This is a genomic window from Priestia taiwanensis (genome assembly GCF_014638355.1).
Taxonomy (GTDB): domain Bacteria; phylum Bacillota; class Bacilli; order Bacillales; family Bacillaceae_G; genus Priestia_D; species Priestia_D taiwanensis.
The window spans coordinates 1,840,392-1,860,625 of the sequence record NZ_BMFK01000001.1 but is presented as its reverse complement, the minus strand read 5'-3'; the positions used below and the strand labels follow the sequence as shown (position 1 = coordinate 1,860,625).

The window sequence follows — 20,234 nt, the reverse complement described above, 5'->3', positions numbered from 1 at the left end:
TACTTCTATAGTACTATGGTAATAAACATCGATGAAAAGTCAGTGTTTACACGTGTGCTTTTGTAACAAATATTTCGGAAATTATAGAGATAAAAAGTAATTAATGGAAAAATAATACTTTTAATAGTTAGAATTCGTAATAAAAAAGAACTATTCGACATTTTTCTTTACAGGAATGTTACAAGTTTTTCTTCTGTGTAACGAATTTATCCTTTATTATTCAATAGAAGTTTGATAAAATAGTAGATAGATAAAGTAATCATTTTCTTAGGGATAATGTGTAATATTTGGAAATTAACTTTTAAAATATTGTTGTTACATATTAGAGAAAATAAAAAAAAGCTAGAGGGTAAAGGTGTAGATGGATGAAATTTAAAATTCCTATTATTGCTGCCGTTGTGTCGTTTGGGGTATTGGGGGGAGTAGCTGGTGCTACGTACTACAATCATACAGCAGAGCTAAACCAAGAATTAGATACATATGTTCTTCAAGGAACAACATTTGAAGGTGTTGATCTGAAAGGAAAGACGCGTGAGGAAGTCGAGCAAATTGTTCAAGCTAAGGTCGATGAGTGGAATGCAACACAATTAACGCTTACTTTAAATGGTCAAAATAAGACGCTCACATGGGGAGACTTAGGTGTTAGCTATGAAGGAACAGCAATTGCTGATGACATCTTTAGTGGCCAAGAGGCTAATTATGGTGACCGTGTTGATATGAAGAAAGAAGCAGAATCAGGTGTACGAACACGAGTGTATAACTTGAAGCAAGTATTCTCTCCTGAGAAGTACGATGAAGCGTTACAGTCAGATTACAACAAACCATTAACTCAACCGAAGAATGCTTCTGTATATATGGCAGGTAGCCAAAAGCAAATTACACCAGGGAAGAATGGTGTGATGGTTGATAAGGAGAAGTTAAAGGGGCTTGTAGAAACTGCGGTAGTAGAGAAGCAAGCGACAGTAACGGTTCCAACGAAAGAATTTGCGCCAAAGCGTACGACAGAAGATGTACAAAAGATGGATTTCAGTAAGACGGTTGCCGGGTTTGGATCACCGATGACAGGACGTGAAGGAAACACACGTTTTAATGTAGAGCGTGCGGCAAAAAGTATAGATGGTACACTTCTTGAACCAGGTGAAGTATTCAGCTTCAAAGGAGAAGTTGGGCATGCGAACAAAGCGAATGGATACAAGGAGTCAACTGTATACGTGAACGGAGAATTGTCGACAGATTATGGCGGAGGAATTTGCCAAGTGTCGAGTACGTTATATAATGCTGTACTAAATGCTGACTTAGATATTGTTGAACGTGTGAATCATAGTCGTACAGTGGGGTATGTACCAATCGGGTTAGATGCGACAGTTGCAGATTACGGTCCAGACTTCAAATTTAAGAATTCACTAGATTATCCGTTATATGTTCAAGCAATTCCATCAGGAAGTACATTAACTATTAATTTATTAGGAAAAGAAGCAACAGGAAAACAAGTTACACTTACATCAAAAAAAGATAGCGAAACAGATACACATATTAAAGCATCTGCATATAAGACAGTGAAACAAAATGGTAAAGTAATTGTGGAGAACAAATTGATTGGTCGAAGCACATATAAGAAATAAAAGCCTAGACAATAATTTGTTCAAAATTAGTAACTGGCATAGCAATAATATAGGTTCATAATAGAAAAATCCCCCTTTCTCAGAGGAGAAAGGGGGATTTTTCTATTATGCGACAAGGCTTGACTCTTTTTTTCTTTTTTAAGAAACTAAGCGCGATATTACGTACTTCACAATCGATGAGTAAAACAAGTCCTACATCACTGAAGTAACATATAACTGTAGATAAAACTACGGCAACGGAGAACATGTCATAATCACCTTCTATAATTGCATTGCCAAGCACGATTGTCACAAAGGAAATGACAAACTTGAGACAATATTTTCTATAAAAAGATAGGAAGCCTTTTTCATAATTTTATTTGTATTCATATCTATATCGTTCTAAGTAATAAGAACTATTTTATAATCCATAAACTCGATCCCCAGTGAATGAGAACGTATAGCAGGGAGTATCACAAGTATAGGTACCTTCAGATAGGTAAAAGGTTTGGTCTTATTTCGACAAAATAGGACAATATTTTCATTTTTTGTGAACAATGCGAAAATAAGAAAAATGTTATGAAAATAAGTGATATAATGAACAATGTTTTTGCACTAGTTATATTGAAGTTTTATTTTCTAAGGGTATTGTACTAAAGGTAATCAAGCGTGCAATTCATACATAAATGGTGGGGTTATCTTTTGTAACGAAGATATAAAGGGGAGAAATGAATGAAGAAGCTACAGACAAAGATGATACTTATTTTCACAGCACTTGTGGCAATTTCGCTTGTTACGACACAAGTTGCTCTTTTTATACAAGTGAATAATAAGTTACAAGAAGGCGTCAAGACAGAATCACAATTGATTGTGAAGAATATTTCTGAACAGTTAAATTATACATTATCAACAATTGATATTGATATTGCACGATATGTTGAGTCTGAAATAATCAGAACAGCATTTAAAGATGAGACGAAAGAAACAGCAAAAGAGAAAATAATGGATGAATTCGAAATATATGCGGATAAGTATCAGCATATTGCTTCGATTTATATGGGAACGAAAGAGAAAGCTTTCATGACTTCATATGATCGTGGAAGAAGTCATCCTGCAGATTACGATCCGACATCACGTGATTGGTACAAAGATGCACTGAAGGCTGGTGGAAAGATCGCATGGGGAACACCTTATGAGGACGTTGCATCGAAAGAGTTAGTTGTAACAGCTTCACGAGCAATTATGTCAGCAGATGGAAAAGAAGTATTAGGTGTTATTGCGGTAGATTGTTCGTTAGCTGGTATTCAAACGATGATCAAAGAAATGGATATCGCACACGGTGGACAAGCATTTATTATTGATTCTGTGAATAAAGCAGTTGCATATCCAGAGAAGAATGGACAAGATGTAGCAGGAGAACCACTTGTACAGGCATTACAGAATAGTAAGAATGCCATCTTTAAGAGCCAATTAAATGATAAAGAAGTGGAAGTACACACTCTTCATTTAGACAAGTATGGATGGAATATTGGGGTTATATACCCAGTAGAAAAATTACAAGAAGCATTAAATGAGTTTAAGATAATTTCGGTTATCATTGGAGTGGTTGCGTTACTAATTACAACAGCAATTGTGTATTTTGTAGCAATCCGTATTGCCAAACCAATTCGTACGTTAAGTGAAGAAGTAGAGAAAATGGCAGATGGTGATTTAACCGTACGTCTAGAGAGTGAATCAAAAGATGAAGTTGGACAACTGACAAGGAATTTCACGGACATGGTAGAACAAATGAATGAAATGGTTCGTTCAATTCAACAAAATGTTAGCAGTGTAGAAGATGCATCGGGACAAGTATCTAACTTAACGCAGGAAACAATTGCAACAAGTAAAGAAATCGCAAGCGCGATGGATAGTGTGGCAAATAATGCGACGCATCAAGCGAATGAAATCGAAGGTATTTTAGGTCGTATGGAGCGTATGTCGCAATCGGTAACAGGTGTAAATAACTCGGTGATTTCAATGGATAAATTATCGTCAGAAGTAGATATGTCGTCACAAGAAGGGATGAACAAACTACGTGAGTTAAGTGCAACATCTCGTGAGGCGAATGGACAATTACATGAAGTAGAGAATGTCATGAATCAATTAGTAGAACGTGTTCATATGATTAGCAATGTAATGGAAACAATCCGTTCTATTTCGGATCAGACGAACCTTCTAGCATTGAATGCAAGTATTGAAGCAGCGCGTGCTGGCGAACATGGAAAAGGATTTGCTGTTGTAGCGACAGAAGTACGTAAGTTAGCAGAGCAGTCGAAAGAAGCAACAGAACATGTAAGCATAACGATTAAAGGTATTCAAGAAGAAACGAAAAAAGCAGTAGAAGCAATGCAACATACACGTGAGATGGCAGATGAACAACAACAATCTGTTGGGAATACAGAGCAAGCATTCCAGTCGATTATTGCTGCATCAGAGCGTCTAACGGAATCTGTTCAAGAAGTAACGAAAGAAGTAGATAGTATCGCTGAAGAGCAAGAGGCATTTGCCGGAGTAATTCAAGTATTTGCAGCGGGAAGCCAAGAGACAGCAGCTGCATCAGAAGAAGTAAATGCATCAACAGATGAGCAATCAACGTATTTACAACATGTCATGACAACATCAGAGAACTTACAAGAAGAAAGCAAGAAGTTAAAAGAGTTAGTAGAGCGTTTTCGTGTGTAAGGAATGAGACAAGAAAGGAGGACTGAAATGGTCTTCCTTTTTTCTCATAGATTGTGCTGGAGAGGTTAAGAATGTCGAATTTTGACCGATATATATAATATTATTAATCAGAATTATTTTTCCGCACAGCAGGAGGATGACAGATGAAGAAAATTCAAACGAAAATGATGCTTTTTTTCACATTACTAATGGCGGTCTCGCTTATTGCGGCACAAACAGTGACGTACATACAAGTAAGTCAAGATCGTACAGAGAAAATTGAAGATGATGCACATTGGTATGTATTAGAAGTGTTAAAGAAAGTTGAAAGCGTATTTAAAGATAAAGAAGTTGATATGACACGTTATGTGCAATCGGATGTCATGCAGCGAGCAGCAAGAGAGAATGCAAGTGAGGAAGATAAGAAGAAGTTAACAACAGAATTACGCTTATACAAAGAATTACATCCAGAAGTGCTTGCTGTATATATGGGCAAGCCGAACAAAGAATCTTTTGCTTCTGATGCAGAAGGAGAAGAAGTGACGAATTATGATCCAACTGTCAACGCGTGGTATACGAAAGCAATGGAGAAGCGTGGGCAATTCATATGGAGCGAACCTTACAAAGACTCAGTGTCTGGAGAAATGATTATTACAGGTTCCAAAACAATTATCGATTCCGATACATATGCTGTGACGGGTGTCGTAGGAATGGATATTCCATTAGCGACGTTTAATCAATATTTACAAGACTTAGAAATTGATTTCGGTGGTCAAGGATTTATATTAGATGCACAAAATCGAGCGATTGAGTATTTAGATAAAGATGGGGAAGATGTTTCGAACGAACTTATTGTTCAAGAAGCAAGCAAGCGAGTAGAAGGTGTCTTCACACATGAAGTAGATGGAAAAGAGATGAAAGTCTATCATTCTATGCTTGGGAAGTTAAGGTGGAATATTGGTATAATGTTCCCTGTAGAGAAGTTAGAGGAAGAGTTAACGAACATGCGTAATACGACGCTTATTGTGTTATGTCTAGCAGTAATTGTTACATTAGCAATTGTATATGTGATTGCGAGAACCATTGCACGTCCAATTCAACAGTTAAACAAAGAAGTACAAAAGGTAGCAGAAGGGGACTTAACGGTTCGAATTCAGTCTAAGCGAAAAGATGAAGTTGGTCAGTTAACAGAGAACTTCAATCATATGGTAGAAGAGATGCATGGTATGGTGCAAACAATTGAACATAGTGTAACGAATGTCCAAGAAGCATCAAACGGTGTCCATCATTTAGCACTGGAAACAATCGCAACAAGCAAAGAAGTTGCAAGTGCGATGGATAGCGTTGCGAATAATGCAACAGACCAAGCCAATGAAGTAGAAACAATCACAGAGAAAATTGAACGCATTAGCGGATCTATTGCCGATGTGAATGTATCAATTGGATCGATGACGCATTTATCAAATGAATCGGATAGCGTTTCACAAGCCGGTGTAAGTAAGTTGGGAACGTTACGCAGTGCATCAGATGTATCGAATACACAACTGCAAAGTGCAGAAGCTGTTATGGGTGAACTGGTAGAACGTGTTCGATTAATTAGCGATGTTATTGGTACAATTCGTTCCATTTCAGATCAAACGAACTTACTAGCGTTAAATGCAAGCATCGAAGCGGCACGCGCTGGTGAACACGGAAAAGGATTTGCTGTCGTTGCCCAGGAAGTACGCAAACTAGCAGAACAATCAAAACAAGCAACAGAGCACGTAGCAGGAACGATTAAAGGTATCCAAGAAGAAACACAAAAAGCAGTAGAAGCAATGACGCAAACACGTCAATTAGCGGATGAACAGAAGCAATCATTAACAGAGACAGAAGACGTATTCTTAGTTATCACATCAATTGCTGAGCAAGTACGCTTATCAATTGCGGATATTTCAACGGCAATGAACAATATTGGTAACGAACAAGCTGCATTCGGTGAAATTTTACAAGAATTTGCGGCAGGAAGCGAAGAAACAGCAGCGGCATCTGAAGAAGTAAATGCATCAACAGATGAACAGTTACAACATTTACAACAAGTAGTCGAAACGTCGGAACAACTAATTGAGCAAACGGATGAATTACGAGAATTAGTGAAACGTTTCAATATATAAGTAGAGAAGCCTGCGGGAATTTCAATCCTGCAGGCTTTTTTTGATGTCGAGCAAGTGGTATGTAAGGTTGTACGCTTCATTTTGTAAGAAAAGAGGAAGAATAGCACTTGTAGAAAAGTAATTATTTTGCATATATAAGTCCCATTTCTTATTTTATTTGGAAAATAAGGTAAACTACTTCCCATATATTGCCGATATACATAGTGGTTATGTTTCATAATTACTTTGTCAAATAGTGGGGGACGGCAGATGAAAAAAATACAATCAAAGATAACGCTCATTTTTACATTACTTATGGCGGTTACGTTTACAATAGTACAGCTTATTACTTATATGTTGGTTAGTGACCAACGTGAAGTAACGATTGAAAAAGATGCCAATCAGCGTGTGCAAGAATTAGTGACAGCGATTGAGGAAAAATTCACAGCGAAAGAAGTAGAATTCATTCGCTATTCAAAAGATGATGTGTTAGAAAACGCTCTCAAAGCAGATGCGACAGAAGAGGAAAAGAAAAAGTTAGTACACGATTTCAAAGTGTATGCAGATTTGCATCCCGAAATTCTATCGTTATATGTAGGGAAGGGTGACAATAGTTTCATAGATGCAAAAGAAGGTCTTATTAACTACGATTCAACAAGTAGGGAATGGTATAAGCAAGCAATGGATAACTCGGAGAGAATCATCTGGAGTACTCCTTATGAAGACGAAGAAACGAAAGAAATAATCATTACAGGATCTCAAAAAATTATTGATCCAAATACGCAACAAGTTCTTGGTGTAATGGGGATGGATATTTCGCTAGATATGCTAAAGGCATATGCGGAAAAGGTAGACGTTGGTTTTGATGGACAAATATTTATGTTAGATAGCTCGAATAAAGCAATTATTTATCCAAACAAAGATGGACAAGATGTCTCAGGCGAAGCGATTGTACAAGAAGTGAACAAAAAAGTAGATGGCGTATTTACTCATGAATTAGATGGTGAAGAAGCGCGCGTGTATCATTCAGATTCTGGTAAGTTAGGATGGAAGGTAGGTATTATTTTCTCTGTTGAAAAATTAGGGGCAGAGTTGATGGGTATTCGTGACGTAACAAAGCGTATTGTCATTGGTGCAATCCTTCTGACAAGCGTAATTGTATTTATGTTCGCAAAAACAATTGCACGCCCGATTCAACGATTAAATAAGGAAGTACAGAAAGTAACTGAAGGCGATTTAACTGTTCGTATTGAATCGAAAGCGAAGGATGAAGTCGGTCAATTAACGAGGAACTTTAGCCACATGGTCGAAGAAATGCATGGTATGGTACAGACGATTGAGCATAGTGTGACGAACGTACAAGATGGATCAAGTGGTGTCCATCATTTAGCGGCAGAAACAATCGCATCTAGTAAAGAAATTGCGAGTGCAATGGACGGCGTTGCAAAAAATGCAACAGAACAAGCCAATGAAGTAGAAACAATTACAGAGAAGATTGATCGTATTAGCGGATCAATCGCCGATGTGAACGTATCGATTAGCTCGATGACGCATTTATCGAACGAATCTGACAGTGTATCACAAGCTGGTGTAAGCAAGCTAGCAACATTACGTAGTGCGTCAGACGTATCGAATACACAATTGCAAAATGCAGAAAGTGTTATGGTAGAACTAGTAGAGCGTGTCCGATTAATTAGCGATGTAATTAATACAATTCGTTCCATTTCGGATCAAACGAATTTACTAGCGTTAAATGCAAGTATCGAAGCGGCACGTGCAGGTGAACATGGAAAAGGATTCGCTGTTGTTGCCCAAGAAGTACGCAAACTAGCAGAACAATCAAAGCAAGCAACAGAGAACGTAGCAGGAACAATTAAAGGTATTCAAGAAGAAACACAAAAAGCAGTAGAAGCAATGACACAAACACGTCAATTAGCAGATGAACAGAAGCAATCATTAACAGAGACAGAAGAAGTCTTTCTTGTTATTACATCGATTGCAGAACAAGTTCGCCTTTCTATTACCGATATTTCAACATCGATGAACCATATTGGAGAAGAACAAGTAGCGTTCGGTGCAATTTTACAAGAATTCGCAGCTGGAAGCGAAGAAACAGCAGCTGCATCTGAAGAAGTGAATGCATCAACAGATGAACAGTTACAACATTTACAGCAAGTAGCCGAAACGTCGGAACAACTAATTGAGCAAACAAATGAATTACGAGAAGTAGTGAAGCGTTTCAATATATAAGAAAAGAAGCCTGTGAGGGAATTAGATACCTCGCAGGCTTTTTGTATCGGTAGAAGCATAGAGTACATCGGCACTCAATCTCCAACAATGCGATCTGCACAGATTCAGCCATATTTTTAGCTTCAATAATGATAGCTGTTAATCCTTCCTCTGAATAGGTAGTATGGCTCTCCCCTTTCTCCCAGTAGACAGCTTCCTGATTTGTTCGTCATTCGCACCGCTTACGATTCCACTTCCTTCTAAGACGAGAAACAGTTGTAAAACCACGGCTTCGTGTTAATGAAAGGTTTGAAAAGCAGCAATATGCTTACTTATTTCTTGCTTGAACGTATATTGTTTCATAAGTAACTTCTTTCTTTTCGACAGTAACGCATATTTTACAATTTATTGACGGTTTTTTCGATATTTTTAGAAAATAACAAACATATAAGTGGTGAAAGTAGGAATGAATGTTTATAATAGGAAATAATTTAGTGATTTTATATGACATAAGACCTATTAATTTGACGTCTAGAGGTGAAAGTGATGAAAACATTGCAAGCAAAGATGATATTTTTCTTTACATTATTTGTCGGAATCGTATTAATTTCTTCTCAACTAGCTTCTTATTTGTTAGCAACTACACAAGCAGAGAAGCATGTTGATAGAGAAACAAAAGCCATTGTACATGATGTAACTCAATTTGTTGAAAATGAATTACATAATGTAAATATGGATTTGCAGCAATATGCAAAAAGTGATCTTATTCATCGGATTTTTGAAACAGAAAATATAGATGAAGCGAAAGGGAAATTAGTAGATGATTTTCAGTTATATGCGAAGTTACATGCATCTGTTGAGTCTATTTATGTAGGGACGAAGGGCGGGGAAACATTAACTTCATTGAATACGTGGAGTAATCAGGGGCCAGGATATAACCCAATTGAAAAAGAGTGGTATACGGAAGGTGTGAAAGAAGGCGGGAACGTTTGGAGGAGCCAACCGTATAAGGATACAGTAACGGGAAATATGGTTATTACGAATTCTATCGCAGTGCATTCTCCTACAACTGGTGACGTAGTAGGGGTAGTAGCGGTTGACTTATCTGTAGACTATTTTAAACAAATTATGAAGAGCATGAACATTGCATATGGTGGACAAGGATTTATTCTTAGTAATAATCATATTGCCTTTACATATCCAGGGAAAGATGGAGAAGATTTATCCGGTGATCCACATGTTCAACAGATGAACGCAATGGATGGATCATTTGAAGGGACATTAGAAGAAGAGAAAGTAAAGTATTACTACGCAGGTACACCACTAGGGTGGACAGTAGGTGTTGTATATCCGATAAATGAATTAATGGCAGAAGCAGTGGAGTTCCGCACAATTTCTATCCTAATGTTTGTTGCTTCTGTTGTTGTTACGATTATTATTGTATACGTAATTGCACGACGTATATCAATCCCAATCCGCCGTTTGCGAAATGGAGTGTGTAAAGTAGCGGAAGGTGATTTGACAGTGCAGCTTGAAAGAGCCAAAAGTCAAGAACTTAATCAGCTAACGACAGCATTTAATGACATGGTAGTGCAAATGCGCAACATGGTTGGAGCCATTCAAACAAACGTTGTGACAGTACAAGATGTATCGAAAAAAGTATCTGTGTCTGCACAGGAAACCATTTCTTCTAGTAAAGAGGTGGCAGGTGCAATGGAAAGTGTGGCAGGACATGCCACGAAGCAAGCTTATGAAATTGAAGGCATCATGATTCAAATAGATAACATGGCAGATTCCATTACCGATGTGAATACATCCATGTTATCGATGAGTGAGATGTCGACAAAAGCAGAAGGAGCATCGCGTGCAGGAAGAGAAAAATTACATGGATTACGTAATGCTTCAAGTGAATCGAATATGAAACTAACAGAAGCGGAGCGTGTCGTTGCGGAATTAGTAGAACGAGTAGAGATGATTAGTGAAGTGATTAGTTCGATTCGAACAATTTCGGATCAAACGAACTTACTTGCATTAAATGCTAGTATTGAAGCAGCACGTGCTGGTGATCACGGAAAAGGTTTTGCGGTTGTTGCCCAAGAAGTACGCAAGCTAGCAGAACAATCAAAGTTAGCAACAGACAATGTAAGTGAAACGATTAAAGGCATTCAAGAAGAAACGAAGCGTGCTGTGGAGGCAATGAAAGGCACACGCAATATGATGGACGAGCAAGGGAAATCAGTAACAAATGCAGAAAGTGCGTTTTTAGAGATTACATCGATTGCTGAAGTGTTAGGTGAGTCCATTGGAGACGTTACAAAAGCAATGAAAACAATTGCGGAGGAACAAGAACACTTTGTCGAGATTGTTCATGTCTTCTCCGGAGGTAGCCAAGAAGTAGCTTCTTCATCGGAAGAGGTACAAGCATCAACAGACGAACAGCTTCGTCACTTACAACATGTAGTCGAAACATTAGACGATTTAACAGAAGAAAGCAATAACTTAAGCGAAACAGTCCAGCATTTCAAAATATAAAAAAGAAAGGATGTCCTCCGTAACAGAGGGGCATCCTTTCTTTTTGAGAGTTTATAGATAAGCGTGTTATCAGTCTGTTGATACGTTTATCTAATCGATTTAGTATGTATCTGTCGTCACATAAATGACATAGCATGCACGGTCCTCATCAATTTCTGCTGAGTCGCGTTTACGAATACCAACTGTCGGGATGTGTACGTAATCTTTCAGTAAATAACGCATCGCTTTGAAGTGTGGATTATCGTATGGATTCATCGTTAATTTGTATAAAATCGGCATATCATATTCGCTGCGGTATTCACGGAACTCAATTGTGATGCCGTCTTTGTATGTTTTTTCGTCTTGGAGTGGTTTAGCTTTACCAACCTCTTCCACGATTAACATATCTGTATCCTCTTCCATTTCATTCGATAGTAAGCGGTATTGAACACCGTGCAGTACTGCGTATTCACAAAGTTGTCTTGCGTAGATTTCGCTCGGATCAATTGTTCCTTTTTTATAATCGTACAAAGCTTTGTATGATTCATCTTCGTTCATGGTGAAATAAGTTAAATTCACAAGCCGTTCCCCCTTTTCCAAATTCTGTTTCTATTATATCATTAATATAGAGAGAGTTTGAATGAGGGGGACACCAACCGATGAAAAAAACAAAAAAAGCCTTAATCGGGGTTACAACAGCACTTGCTGCTACGTTAGCAGGGTGTGAAGAGGACAGCGCAAATTTACCCGAGAAGCCGAGTGATGCAGAGTGTAGCGACTGGGACTTTGAAGAGGAAGAAGGCGTATGGGTATGTGACGAAAAAGGTTCTTCTCGTTACCGTAGTTATTATTACGGGGGAGCCTATTTTGGAACGAAGAATGCATTAAAAGCAGATAATAATTACAAAACATATACACAAACACCACAATTTAAGAGTGGATTTGGCTCTGGTTCGAAAAGTAGTGGTTCATAATGCATGAAATAGAAAGAAAGAAGCTATACGAAGGCATTCTAAATTTTTGGTATGACTTATACGGGGAGCCTTATGCATTATATGATAAAGACTTGTTGTCATCAAAACAGCACACCACTTTAAAACTCGCAACGAAGCGAGTGAGTGCGCTCTTTTATAAAATGACAACATTGCTTCAACACGTCCATGACGACACGTTACTTGAGATGGGGTATCCGAAAGCATCCCTTCATTTTATAAAAAAAAGCTCGGCCCTTGCACCGAGTGTTATTGCACGCCTTGATTTCGTTGCAGATGGAAATACGTTTAAAGTACTGGAGTTAAATAGTGACACGCCTACTTTCATTAAGGAATGTTTCCATGTGAATGGGAAGGTGTGCGAAGCGTTTTCTGTCGAAGATGTCAATGAAGGGGAAGAGGCTGTTCTTCAGCGGGCCATTGAACATGCGATTACATCTGTTACGACGGATGGATACGTCGTGTTTACATCTCATGAAGATGATGTTGAAGATCGAGAGACGGTGTTGTATTTGCAACAGTTATGCCGTTATCCATCTCGTTATGTACCGCTCCATAAGTTACAACTCATTGAAGGAGAAGGATTATTTGATGAGTTGGGTCAGAAGATTGATGTACTTTACCGTCAGACGTTTCCGATTGAAAGTCTTCTATTAGATAAAACAGAAGCGGGCGAACCACTAGGTGAAATGCTCCTCCAACTTGTCTGTGATGGAACGCTACATTTCATCAATCCACCGTCTGCTTTCCTTCTGCAAAATAAAGCGGTACAAGCTATCATTTGGGGCTTGCATGAAGAAGGTAATACGTTCTTTACGGAAGAAGAGCATCAATGGATTCAGGAATATTTCTTACCAACGTATTTAGAAGCGGATGAGTTTGTGAGAACAAACACGAAGTATGTCAAAAAACCTCTCTATGGTCGTGAAGGTGACACAGTTGAAATATACGATGGTGCCGGAACGAAAGTGTTAGAAGAGAAGCAGAAGACGTATGAAGAATACGGATTTATCTATCAACAATTTGCATCGCTACCGAAAATAGAAGTAAATGTAAATGGCACGAAGAAAACATTGCATCAAATGTTTGGATCCTTCGTCTTACACGGCAAAGAAAGTGCAATCGGTTGCCGTGTCGGAGGACAGATTACCAACAATTTATCGTACTTCTTGCCAGTCGGAAGAGAGAAATCCTGCTAGTGGGATTTCTCTTATTTACATAGGTGAGAAGTATATCTTTTCAAGTATCTGTCGTGGTGGCTTTATTTAGTAATGATGGGGGGAGATGAAGGACAATGAAGGAAGCTGTCTTATTTGATTTAGATGAAACATTGCTGAACAGACGTGCGAGTGTGCGAAGTTTTATAGAAAATCAGTATGAGCGATTGTATACATATGTTGGACATGTCGAGAAAGATGTGTACATAGATTCTTTTCTTACACTCGAACAAAACGGTTACGTATGGAAAGATGTTGTGTACGAAAAGATGGTTCGAGCGTTTGGGATAGAAGGCATAGCACCGGCTGAGTTACTAGATGATTATGTAACAGGATTTTCCCTACATTGTGTACCGTTTCCTTCGTTGCATGAGATACTTCGTGAGCTGAAAGAACGAGGATTTTTGCTCGGAATAATTACGAATGGTTACGGGGAATTTCAAATGCGTAACATCAAAGCATTAGGGATCAAAGAATACTTTGATGTCATTCTCGTCTCAGAATGGGAAGGGATGAAAAAGCCAGAAGCAGAGATTTTCCATCGTGCTCTTCAGAAGCTGGAGGTTGAGCCGCACGCGAGTATATTTGTTGGCGATCATCCATTATACGATGTACAAGCAGCACGTAATATTGGCATGAAAGGCATTTGGAAGCGGAATGATTACTTTACGTTAGAAGCGGAAGCCGATGCGACAATTGATGATTTAGTAGAAATACTTGCCTTCGTACAGATAGAGGTGAGAAAATGAACTTTTGTAAAATGACGCAACAAGAAGCCGAGTACATCGCTGCGTGGGAATACGAAGGCATGTATTCATTCTATAATATGGAGAATGACAAAGACGATCTAGAAGAATTTATGAGTGAAGAGAGAAGAGGCGATTGCTATTTCTCTGTTTATGATGGGACGGAACTAATTGGTTTCTTCGCGTACTATCCAATGGAAACACGTATGTGTATCGGTCTTGGGATGAAGCCTTCTCGAACAGGAAATGGCCAGGGACTAGTATTTGTCGACGCTGGATTGCAGTTTGGGTATGAGCAATTTGGGACGACCGCTTATGCATTAGCAGTTGCCACGTTTAATAAGCGTGCAATTCATCTCTATGAGAAAGTAGGATTTGTACCAGTACGCACATACACGCAGGAGACGAATGGTGGAGAGTATGAGTTTTTGTATATGATACGGTGAAAGAAGCCAGTCGCATTCTATGCAACTGGCTTCTTCTTATTTCAATGTGTTACGGAATGATTCGTTTGTTAACGTCTCAAAGAGAAAATTATCCCAGTTTTCATGTAAGAAATTAGACTCGTAAGGTGTTAAATCATTCGTTAGGAGAACAATTTCGGTTTTGTTTCCTTGCTTGTCTGTTACATAGACCGAGTCTGTTAACACAAATTCAGTTGACCCGCCTTTCGTACCTAAATGAGTAATCCATTCATGATTTTCTTGGTCTGGTATAAGCCATTCCATCACCTCATCTAACTCTTTTTGTGTAGTTGGTGAGTAGGTGTTTTTCTCATTTAAGAAGGTCATCACTTTTATATAGTCATTTGCTGTTGCCGCTGGTAATCGGTCTGACCATACACGTTGGAAGTCCATGGAGAGCAACGGTGCAAAGTTTCGTTTCTTGAATGTCTCTGGGTTAGACATTGCTTTATGAATTTTATGTGTATATGCGCTATATTCTTCTTTCGAAAGCCTCCTCATGTGCTCTAACGTATCTTCTTCTGATAGTTGGTATGCTCGTTGTACAACGTTACTAACATACAAGCTAGCTCCAAATGGGGCCAGTTCGTCATGATTCGTCAAGCCAAGTTGGTCTCGAACTGCGTTTACATTGTCAAATCCAAGGCGTGTTAGCAAGTAATCAGTATTGGCATTTGAGCTATAACGAATCATGCCTTTTACAACTTCGGATAATGGAACGTGGTTGCCTTTAATTTTATCTAGCCAATCCGGATGCGCTCCGCCATCTGTATGTGGAACGTAATACTTTTCTAACTCTGAAAGAGGAACGAGTTCATCTTTCTTAATCTTGCCGCTTTCTAATTGGTTCGCGTATTCAATTGCAACAAGTATTTTGGCCATACTTGCAAGTGGCAATGCAACATCCTCATTTGTTGAATAAATACGCTCGCCGTTTCGTTGGATGATGAGAGCGACTTCTTTGGAACCTTTCTTCGCATCAATAAATTCTAACATCGTATCATAATTTTCTGCGTACGTTCTTCCTACTCCAATCATAGTAGTAAGGACCCCTAGTATAAGAAGAGCATGAATCCATTTTTTCTTCAAATTCCCTCACCCTTTCACAAAAAATTCCAATTATAGCGTATCATGTCTTTCTTATTTCCTTCAATTAATTTGTTTAACAAAAAGATCCATCTAGCTGTTTCATCCAAACAAAAAAGCAAACCCCATCAGGTTTGCTTCTTACATATCATACTCATCGCTTTCTTCGTATTCCTCATAGTAAGGCATGTCTTCATTAATTACATAAATTGGACCGTTGGCGAGGTCGATGCGGATTGTCCATTCCCATGGAATAGATAAGCGTTTGTATAATGCTCGATAGAATATGACGAATTCCTTCTCAAATGCTTCTAAGTCTTGTAGTAATTCACGGTATGATCCGGTAAATTGGAAGTTTCCTTCTTGTAGACGTGTTAAGGCGTGATGTTTGTATTCTAACTCTGTTGCTAGTTCCATTTCTTCTTCTGTTGCCATCCCGATAATTGTGCCGTCGATTGGCTTCACGTCGTAAATGTTTTGAATTTCCACATACTCTGAATCTACTACACGGAACTTATTCTTTTTCATCGCTTATCCCTCCAATAAAACAAGTATGCCTAATTATACCAAACGTTACTGGAGAGAGGGAATATTCTTCTAATAAAAAAACCTCCCTCGCATACGCGAAAGAGGTGTAGGGAGTTATTTCCACTCTGTCATTCGTTCTACTGAAAGACGAGGTGTCGGACGCCCTGGTTGTTTTTCTTTACCGATTGTAATAAGCATGATTGGCGTGTAGCGCTCATCGATGTTGAATTCTTTCATAAATGAAGGAGCATGGAATCCACCGATTGCGTTTGTTCTCCAACCGCGCTCTTGTGCTGCATACATGAATGTCATGGCTGCTAATGAACCGTTAATAAGTCCAGCTTCACGTGCTTTTTGCTTATCGCTATATGCACCGTTAATTTGTCCATGAAGAGCATTTGCTACTTCTTCTGCTAAGAAGCCAGCTTTTACTGCTGGTAAAAACACTTCATCAAAGTTACGGTATGATTCTGTATCACCTAAAATCATTACTGTTGCAGATGCATCTGCAACTTGCTGTTGGTTGTATGCAATAGGAAGTAACTTTTCTTTTGCTTCTTTGCTCTTGATAACAACGAAGCGCCAATGTTGTAGGTTCCAAGAAGAAGGTGATTTCGTCGTTACTTCAAGAATTTCCGTTAATTCTTCGTTTGAGATTTCTACTTCTGTATCATAAATTTTCACAGAGCGACGTTCTTGTGCGATTTCTGTAAATGATTTTGTCATATTTAATTCTCCTCTATATGGTAAAGTAACTTTTAGTATATAAGAAAAGCATTTTTATTGTCAACGAAATGAAATAGATGATAGAAAGCGCTTTTTCCTTGTATAATAAAAGAAAAAAGAAGTGGGGGATGAGAGTATGACAGCAATCGGTTTTATCGGAATTGGTGTAATGGGGAAAAGCATGGCAGGTCACTTATTAGCAGCAGGACATGATGTACATGTGTATACACGTACGAAAGAAAAAGCGTTAGATTTAGTAGGAAAAGGTGCAGTGTGGGAGGAATCTCCTGCTCACGTGGCGAAGAAAGCTACTGTTGTAATGACGATGGTTGGTTATCCACATGATGTCGAAGAAGTGTATATGGGAGAAGAAGGCCTATTTGCACATGCAATAGAAGGGACAATCTTTATTGACTTTACAACATCGACACCATCACTTGCGAAAACATTATACGAAGAGGCGAAGATACATAGCATGCATACACTCGACGCCCCTGTTTCTGGTGGAGATATTGGTGCGAGAGATGCACGCCTTGCAATTATGGTCGGTGGGGACGAAGAAGTATATGAGAAGTGTGTACCACTCTTACAACTTCTTGGCACGAACGTCATCTATCAAGGAGCGGCAGGAGCTGGTCAGCATACAAAAATGTGCAACCAAATTGCCATTGCATCCAATATGTTAGGCGTATGTGAAGCACTGGCGTATGCGAAAGGTGCAGGATTAGATGAAGAGAAAGTACTGCAAAGCATTTCAACAGGTGCCGCAGGAAGTTGGTCATTATCGAACTTAGCACCGCGTATGTTACAAGACGACTTTGATCCAGGTTTCTACATTAAACATTTTGTAAAAGATATGGGTATTGCTAGGTCGGAAGCAGAAGGGATGGGCGTGAGTGCACCAGGGCTTGACCTTGCGTATAAGCTATATGAATTATTGATTGAAAAAGGTGAGGAGAACAGCGGTACACAAGCATTGTACAAGTATTATACAAATAAGCTGGAGGGATAAGGATGGACAACATTCATTTATTCGATGAACGGCTAGACGTAGTACAACGAACATTGTTAACGAAAGTAACGGAAGCGCAAATAGATGCGTTTGATCAAAAGTACGGATTTCGCCCAATCTTTGAGTATGGACGAGATGAGAACGAGCATTATGTGCTTCGTACGACGAAAGAAGTGTTTAAAGAGCTGGAGTATTACTGTGCATTAAAGTATGAACAAGATCATATTGCGTTGTATATCGAAGCCGAGATTGGTACGACAACCTATGTAGTTGTTGCATATAGTCAAGATACGACACATTTGGCGGAACTATTTCAATTTTTAGGATAGCATGAAAAGAGCGAGAAATCTCTCGCTCTTTTCGGTTTTACCAAAATATTATCAATTGAGATGTATAGACGTCTGTATGATAAATGGTATACAATAGATGAAGAGTAAAGTACCTATTATAAAGTGTGAATATTTATTTTTTTTAGGACATTTAGTATATGATATAGAATATGTGGTGTTTTTTGGGAAATTCTAATCATTAGGAGATTAATAGAGAAGGGATAGGGGAAGTATGTTAACACCAGAACGTCATGAACTAATTTTGAATATGATCAGAAGACAAGGGATTGTAAAGCTACAAGATCTTGTTCGTGTAACAGAAACATCAGAATCGACAATTCGTCGAGATTTAAGTCTCTTAGAAAATAATAATTTATTAAAGCGTGTTCATGGCGGTGCTTCGCTTCTGCAATCAAAAGGAATAGAACCGACAATGCACGAGAAATCGGGAAAGAACTTAGTAGAGAAGCAACAAGTAGCAGCATTTGCAGCGGCGCTTGTGAATGAAGGCGATTGCATTTTCTTAGATGCTGGAAGCACGACATACGAGATGATTCCATATTTAGCGAAGAAGAATGTAACGGTCGTAACGAACGGTTTAATGCATATTGAATTACTAGCAGATCATGATATTACGGCGTATTTACTTGGCGGAAAAATAAAAGGGTTAACGAAAGCGTTAGTCGGAAGTCAGGCGTTAGAAAGTATGATGAATTATCGTTTTGATAAATGTTTCTTAGGGGCAAATGGTATTCATTGTGAGTTAGGGTATACAACGCCAGATCCAGAGGAAGCATTAGTAAAGAAGAGTGCATTGAAGTTATCTGGACAAAAGTATATACTGGCAGATCATAGTAAATTTTCGGAAGTATCCTTCTCGAAGTTTGCTTCGATTGACGAAGCAACGATCATTACGAACGAAATGGATGATGAAATTTTAAGTTTATATGAAAATAAAACGTTGACAATAAAGGTAGGAAAAAAATGATTTATACAGTAACGTTGAATCCTTCTGTTGATTACATTGTAGAAGTAAATGATTTTCAAACTGGACATTTACATCGTATGAAACGTGAGGAGAAATTTCCAGGGGGGAAAGGGATTAATGTCTCACGTGTCTTAACACGCATGAATGTTCCAACGAAAGCGTTGGGGTTTATTGGTGGGTTTACTGGGGATTATATTAAAGAAACGTTACAAGAAGAAGGTACATCATCAGCCTTTATTTCGGTTGAAGGAGATTCACGGATTAATATTAAATTAAAGTCGGGCCAAGAGACGGAAATAAACGGGGATGGTCCGTCTATTACGGAATTTCACATAAAGAAATTGTTCCAACAATTAGAGGCGGTAGAGGAAGGGAGTATCGTTGTAGTAGGCGGTAGTATCCCATCTAGTCTTCCTCGCAATTTGTATGAAATGATTGTGCGTACATGCTCGCAAAAAGGCATTCGTGTTGTTGTTGATGCGAGTGGTGAAGCGTTACGCCAAGCTATTTTGGCACAGCCATTTTTAATTAAGCCAAATCAGTACGAGCTAGAAGAATTGTTTGAGACAAAGATTCATACGCTGGAAGAAGCAATTCCATTTGGTCGAAAGCTTGTCGAGATGGGGGCGCAACATGTCATTGTTTCAATGGGAGCATTAGGTGCTGCTTTATGCACCGATAATCGTGTCTATATCGCACATGTACCACCAGGAGACGTTATTAATTCAATAGGAGCTGGTGATTCATTAGTGGCAGGATTTATTGGTACGTACTGGAGAACAAATGACAAAGAAGAAGCCTTTAAAATTGGTGTCGCAACGGGAAGTGCCACGGCTTTCTCGCATGACTTATGTACGGTGGAACATGTTCAGCAATTAGTCGGAAAAGTTCATATACGAGAAATATAGTCTACGGAAGAAGGGGATCCGTAGGCTTTTTTTATGGAGAAGTGGATGATGGGAAGAAAAGA

General features: G+C 38.7%; 17 protein-coding genes. 13 read left to right on the top strand and 4 right to left on the bottom strand.

Annotation, left to right across the window (positions count from 1 at the left end; all coding sequences use genetic code 11):
- Positions 1–365: 365 nt before the first annotated feature.
- The 5 genes from IEV41_RS09600 to IEV41_RS09580 all read left to right on the top strand — a co-directional run bounded on the left by IEV41_RS09600 (position 366) and on the right by IEV41_RS09580 (position 11,197).
- Complete coding sequence (locus tag IEV41_RS09600; RefSeq protein ID WP_188388168.1) at positions 366–1,622, top strand: VanW family protein; 1,257 nt, start codon at positions 366–368, stop codon at positions 1,620–1,622.
- A gap of 711 nt (positions 1,623–2,333) precedes the next feature.
- Positions 2,334–4,325, top strand: coding sequence for a methyl-accepting chemotaxis protein (locus tag IEV41_RS09595; RefSeq protein ID WP_188388167.1), 1,992 nt, complete (start codon positions 2,334–2,336; stop codon positions 4,323–4,325).
- Positions 4,326–4,468: 143 nt separating this feature from the next.
- Complete coding sequence (locus IEV41_RS09590; RefSeq protein ID WP_188388166.1) at positions 4,469–6,457, top strand: methyl-accepting chemotaxis protein; 1,989 nt, start codon at positions 4,469–4,471, stop codon at positions 6,455–6,457.
- Between the two features lie 249 nt (positions 6,458–6,706).
- Positions 6,707–8,686, top strand: a complete 1,980-nt coding sequence (locus IEV41_RS09585) for a methyl-accepting chemotaxis protein (protein WP_188388165.1) — start codon at positions 6,707–6,709, stop codon at positions 8,684–8,686.
- Between the two features lie 525 nt (positions 8,687–9,211).
- Positions 9,212–11,197, top strand: coding sequence for a methyl-accepting chemotaxis protein (locus IEV41_RS09580; RefSeq protein WP_188388164.1), 1,986 nt, complete (start codon positions 9,212–9,214; stop codon positions 11,195–11,197).
- Between the two features lie 99 nt (positions 11,198–11,296).
- Here IEV41_RS09580 and IEV41_RS09575 read toward each other — a convergent pair whose 3' ends face one another.
- A complete protein-coding gene (locus IEV41_RS09575; protein ID WP_188388163.1) occupies positions 11,297–11,755 on the bottom strand; it encodes an RNA helicase in 459 nt (152 codons plus the stop codon).
- A gap of 80 nt (positions 11,756–11,835) precedes the next feature.
- On the opposite strand from IEV41_RS09575, the gene IEV41_RS09570 reads away from it, so the two are divergent.
- The 4 genes from IEV41_RS09570 (at position 11,836) to IEV41_RS09555 (ending at position 14,577) form a co-directional block, all read left to right on the top strand.
- Positions 11,836–12,150: an aminotransferase yhxA gene (locus IEV41_RS09570; protein WP_188388162.1), complete on the top strand. Its 315-nt coding sequence runs from the start codon at positions 11,836–11,838 to the stop codon at positions 12,148–12,150.
- On the top strand, positions 12,150–13,367 hold the full coding sequence (locus tag IEV41_RS09565; protein ID WP_188388161.1) for a glutathionylspermidine synthase family protein: 1,218 nt from the start codon (positions 12,150–12,152) through the stop codon (positions 13,365–13,367). The genes IEV41_RS09570 and IEV41_RS09565 overlap by 1 nt, the downstream gene beginning before the upstream one ends.
- Positions 13,368–13,462: 95 nt before the next feature.
- Entirely contained in the window at positions 13,463–14,134 is a 672-nt protein-coding gene (locus tag IEV41_RS09560; RefSeq protein WP_188388160.1) for an HAD family hydrolase, read from the top strand.
- Positions 14,131–14,577, top strand: coding sequence for a GNAT family N-acetyltransferase (locus tag IEV41_RS09555; protein ID WP_229722183.1), 447 nt, complete (start codon positions 14,131–14,133; stop codon positions 14,575–14,577). Before IEV41_RS09560 ends, IEV41_RS09555 begins: the two co-directional genes overlap by 4 nt.
- 36 nt (positions 14,578–14,613) lie before the next feature.
- On the opposite strand, the gene IEV41_RS09550 is transcribed toward IEV41_RS09555, so the two are convergent.
- From IEV41_RS09550 to IEV41_RS09540, 3 genes are all read right to left on the bottom strand, one after another.
- On the bottom strand, positions 14,614–15,633 hold the full coding sequence (locus tag IEV41_RS09550; RefSeq protein ID WP_188388159.1) for a serine hydrolase: 1,020 nt from the start codon (positions 15,631–15,633) through the stop codon (positions 14,614–14,616).
- A 189-nt stretch (positions 15,634–15,822) separates the two neighbouring features.
- The gene (locus IEV41_RS09545; protein ID WP_188388158.1) at positions 15,823–16,209 is read right to left on the bottom strand and encodes a hypothetical protein; all 387 of its coding nucleotides are present in this window, start codon (positions 16,207–16,209) and stop codon (positions 15,823–15,825) included.
- Positions 16,210–16,323: 114 nt separating this feature from the next.
- Positions 16,324–16,935, bottom strand: coding sequence for a nitroreductase family protein (locus IEV41_RS09540; protein WP_188388157.1), 612 nt, complete (start codon positions 16,933–16,935; stop codon positions 16,324–16,326).
- Between the two features lie 136 nt (positions 16,936–17,071).
- On the opposite strand from IEV41_RS09540, the gene IEV41_RS09535 reads away from it, so the two are divergent.
- From IEV41_RS09535 to pfkB, 4 genes are all read left to right on the top strand, one after another.
- Positions 17,072–17,947, top strand: coding sequence for an NAD(P)-dependent oxidoreductase (locus IEV41_RS09535; protein ID WP_188388156.1), 876 nt, complete (start codon positions 17,072–17,074; stop codon positions 17,945–17,947).
- A 2-nt stretch (positions 17,948–17,949) separates the two neighbouring features.
- The gene (locus tag IEV41_RS09530) at positions 17,950–18,276 is read left to right on the top strand and encodes a DUF3909 family protein (RefSeq protein WP_188388155.1); all 327 of its coding nucleotides are present in this window, start codon (positions 17,950–17,952) and stop codon (positions 18,274–18,276) included.
- 232 nt (positions 18,277–18,508) lie between these two features.
- Positions 18,509–19,264, top strand: coding sequence for a DeoR/GlpR family DNA-binding transcription regulator (locus IEV41_RS09525; RefSeq protein WP_188388154.1), 756 nt, complete (start codon positions 18,509–18,511; stop codon positions 19,262–19,264).
- Positions 19,261–20,172, top strand: a complete 912-nt coding sequence (pfkB, locus tag IEV41_RS09520) for a 1-phosphofructokinase (RefSeq protein WP_188388153.1) — start codon at positions 19,261–19,263, stop codon at positions 20,170–20,172. Before IEV41_RS09525 ends, pfkB begins: the two co-directional genes overlap by 4 nt.
- The last annotated feature ends 62 nt before the right edge of the window (positions 20,173–20,234 follow it).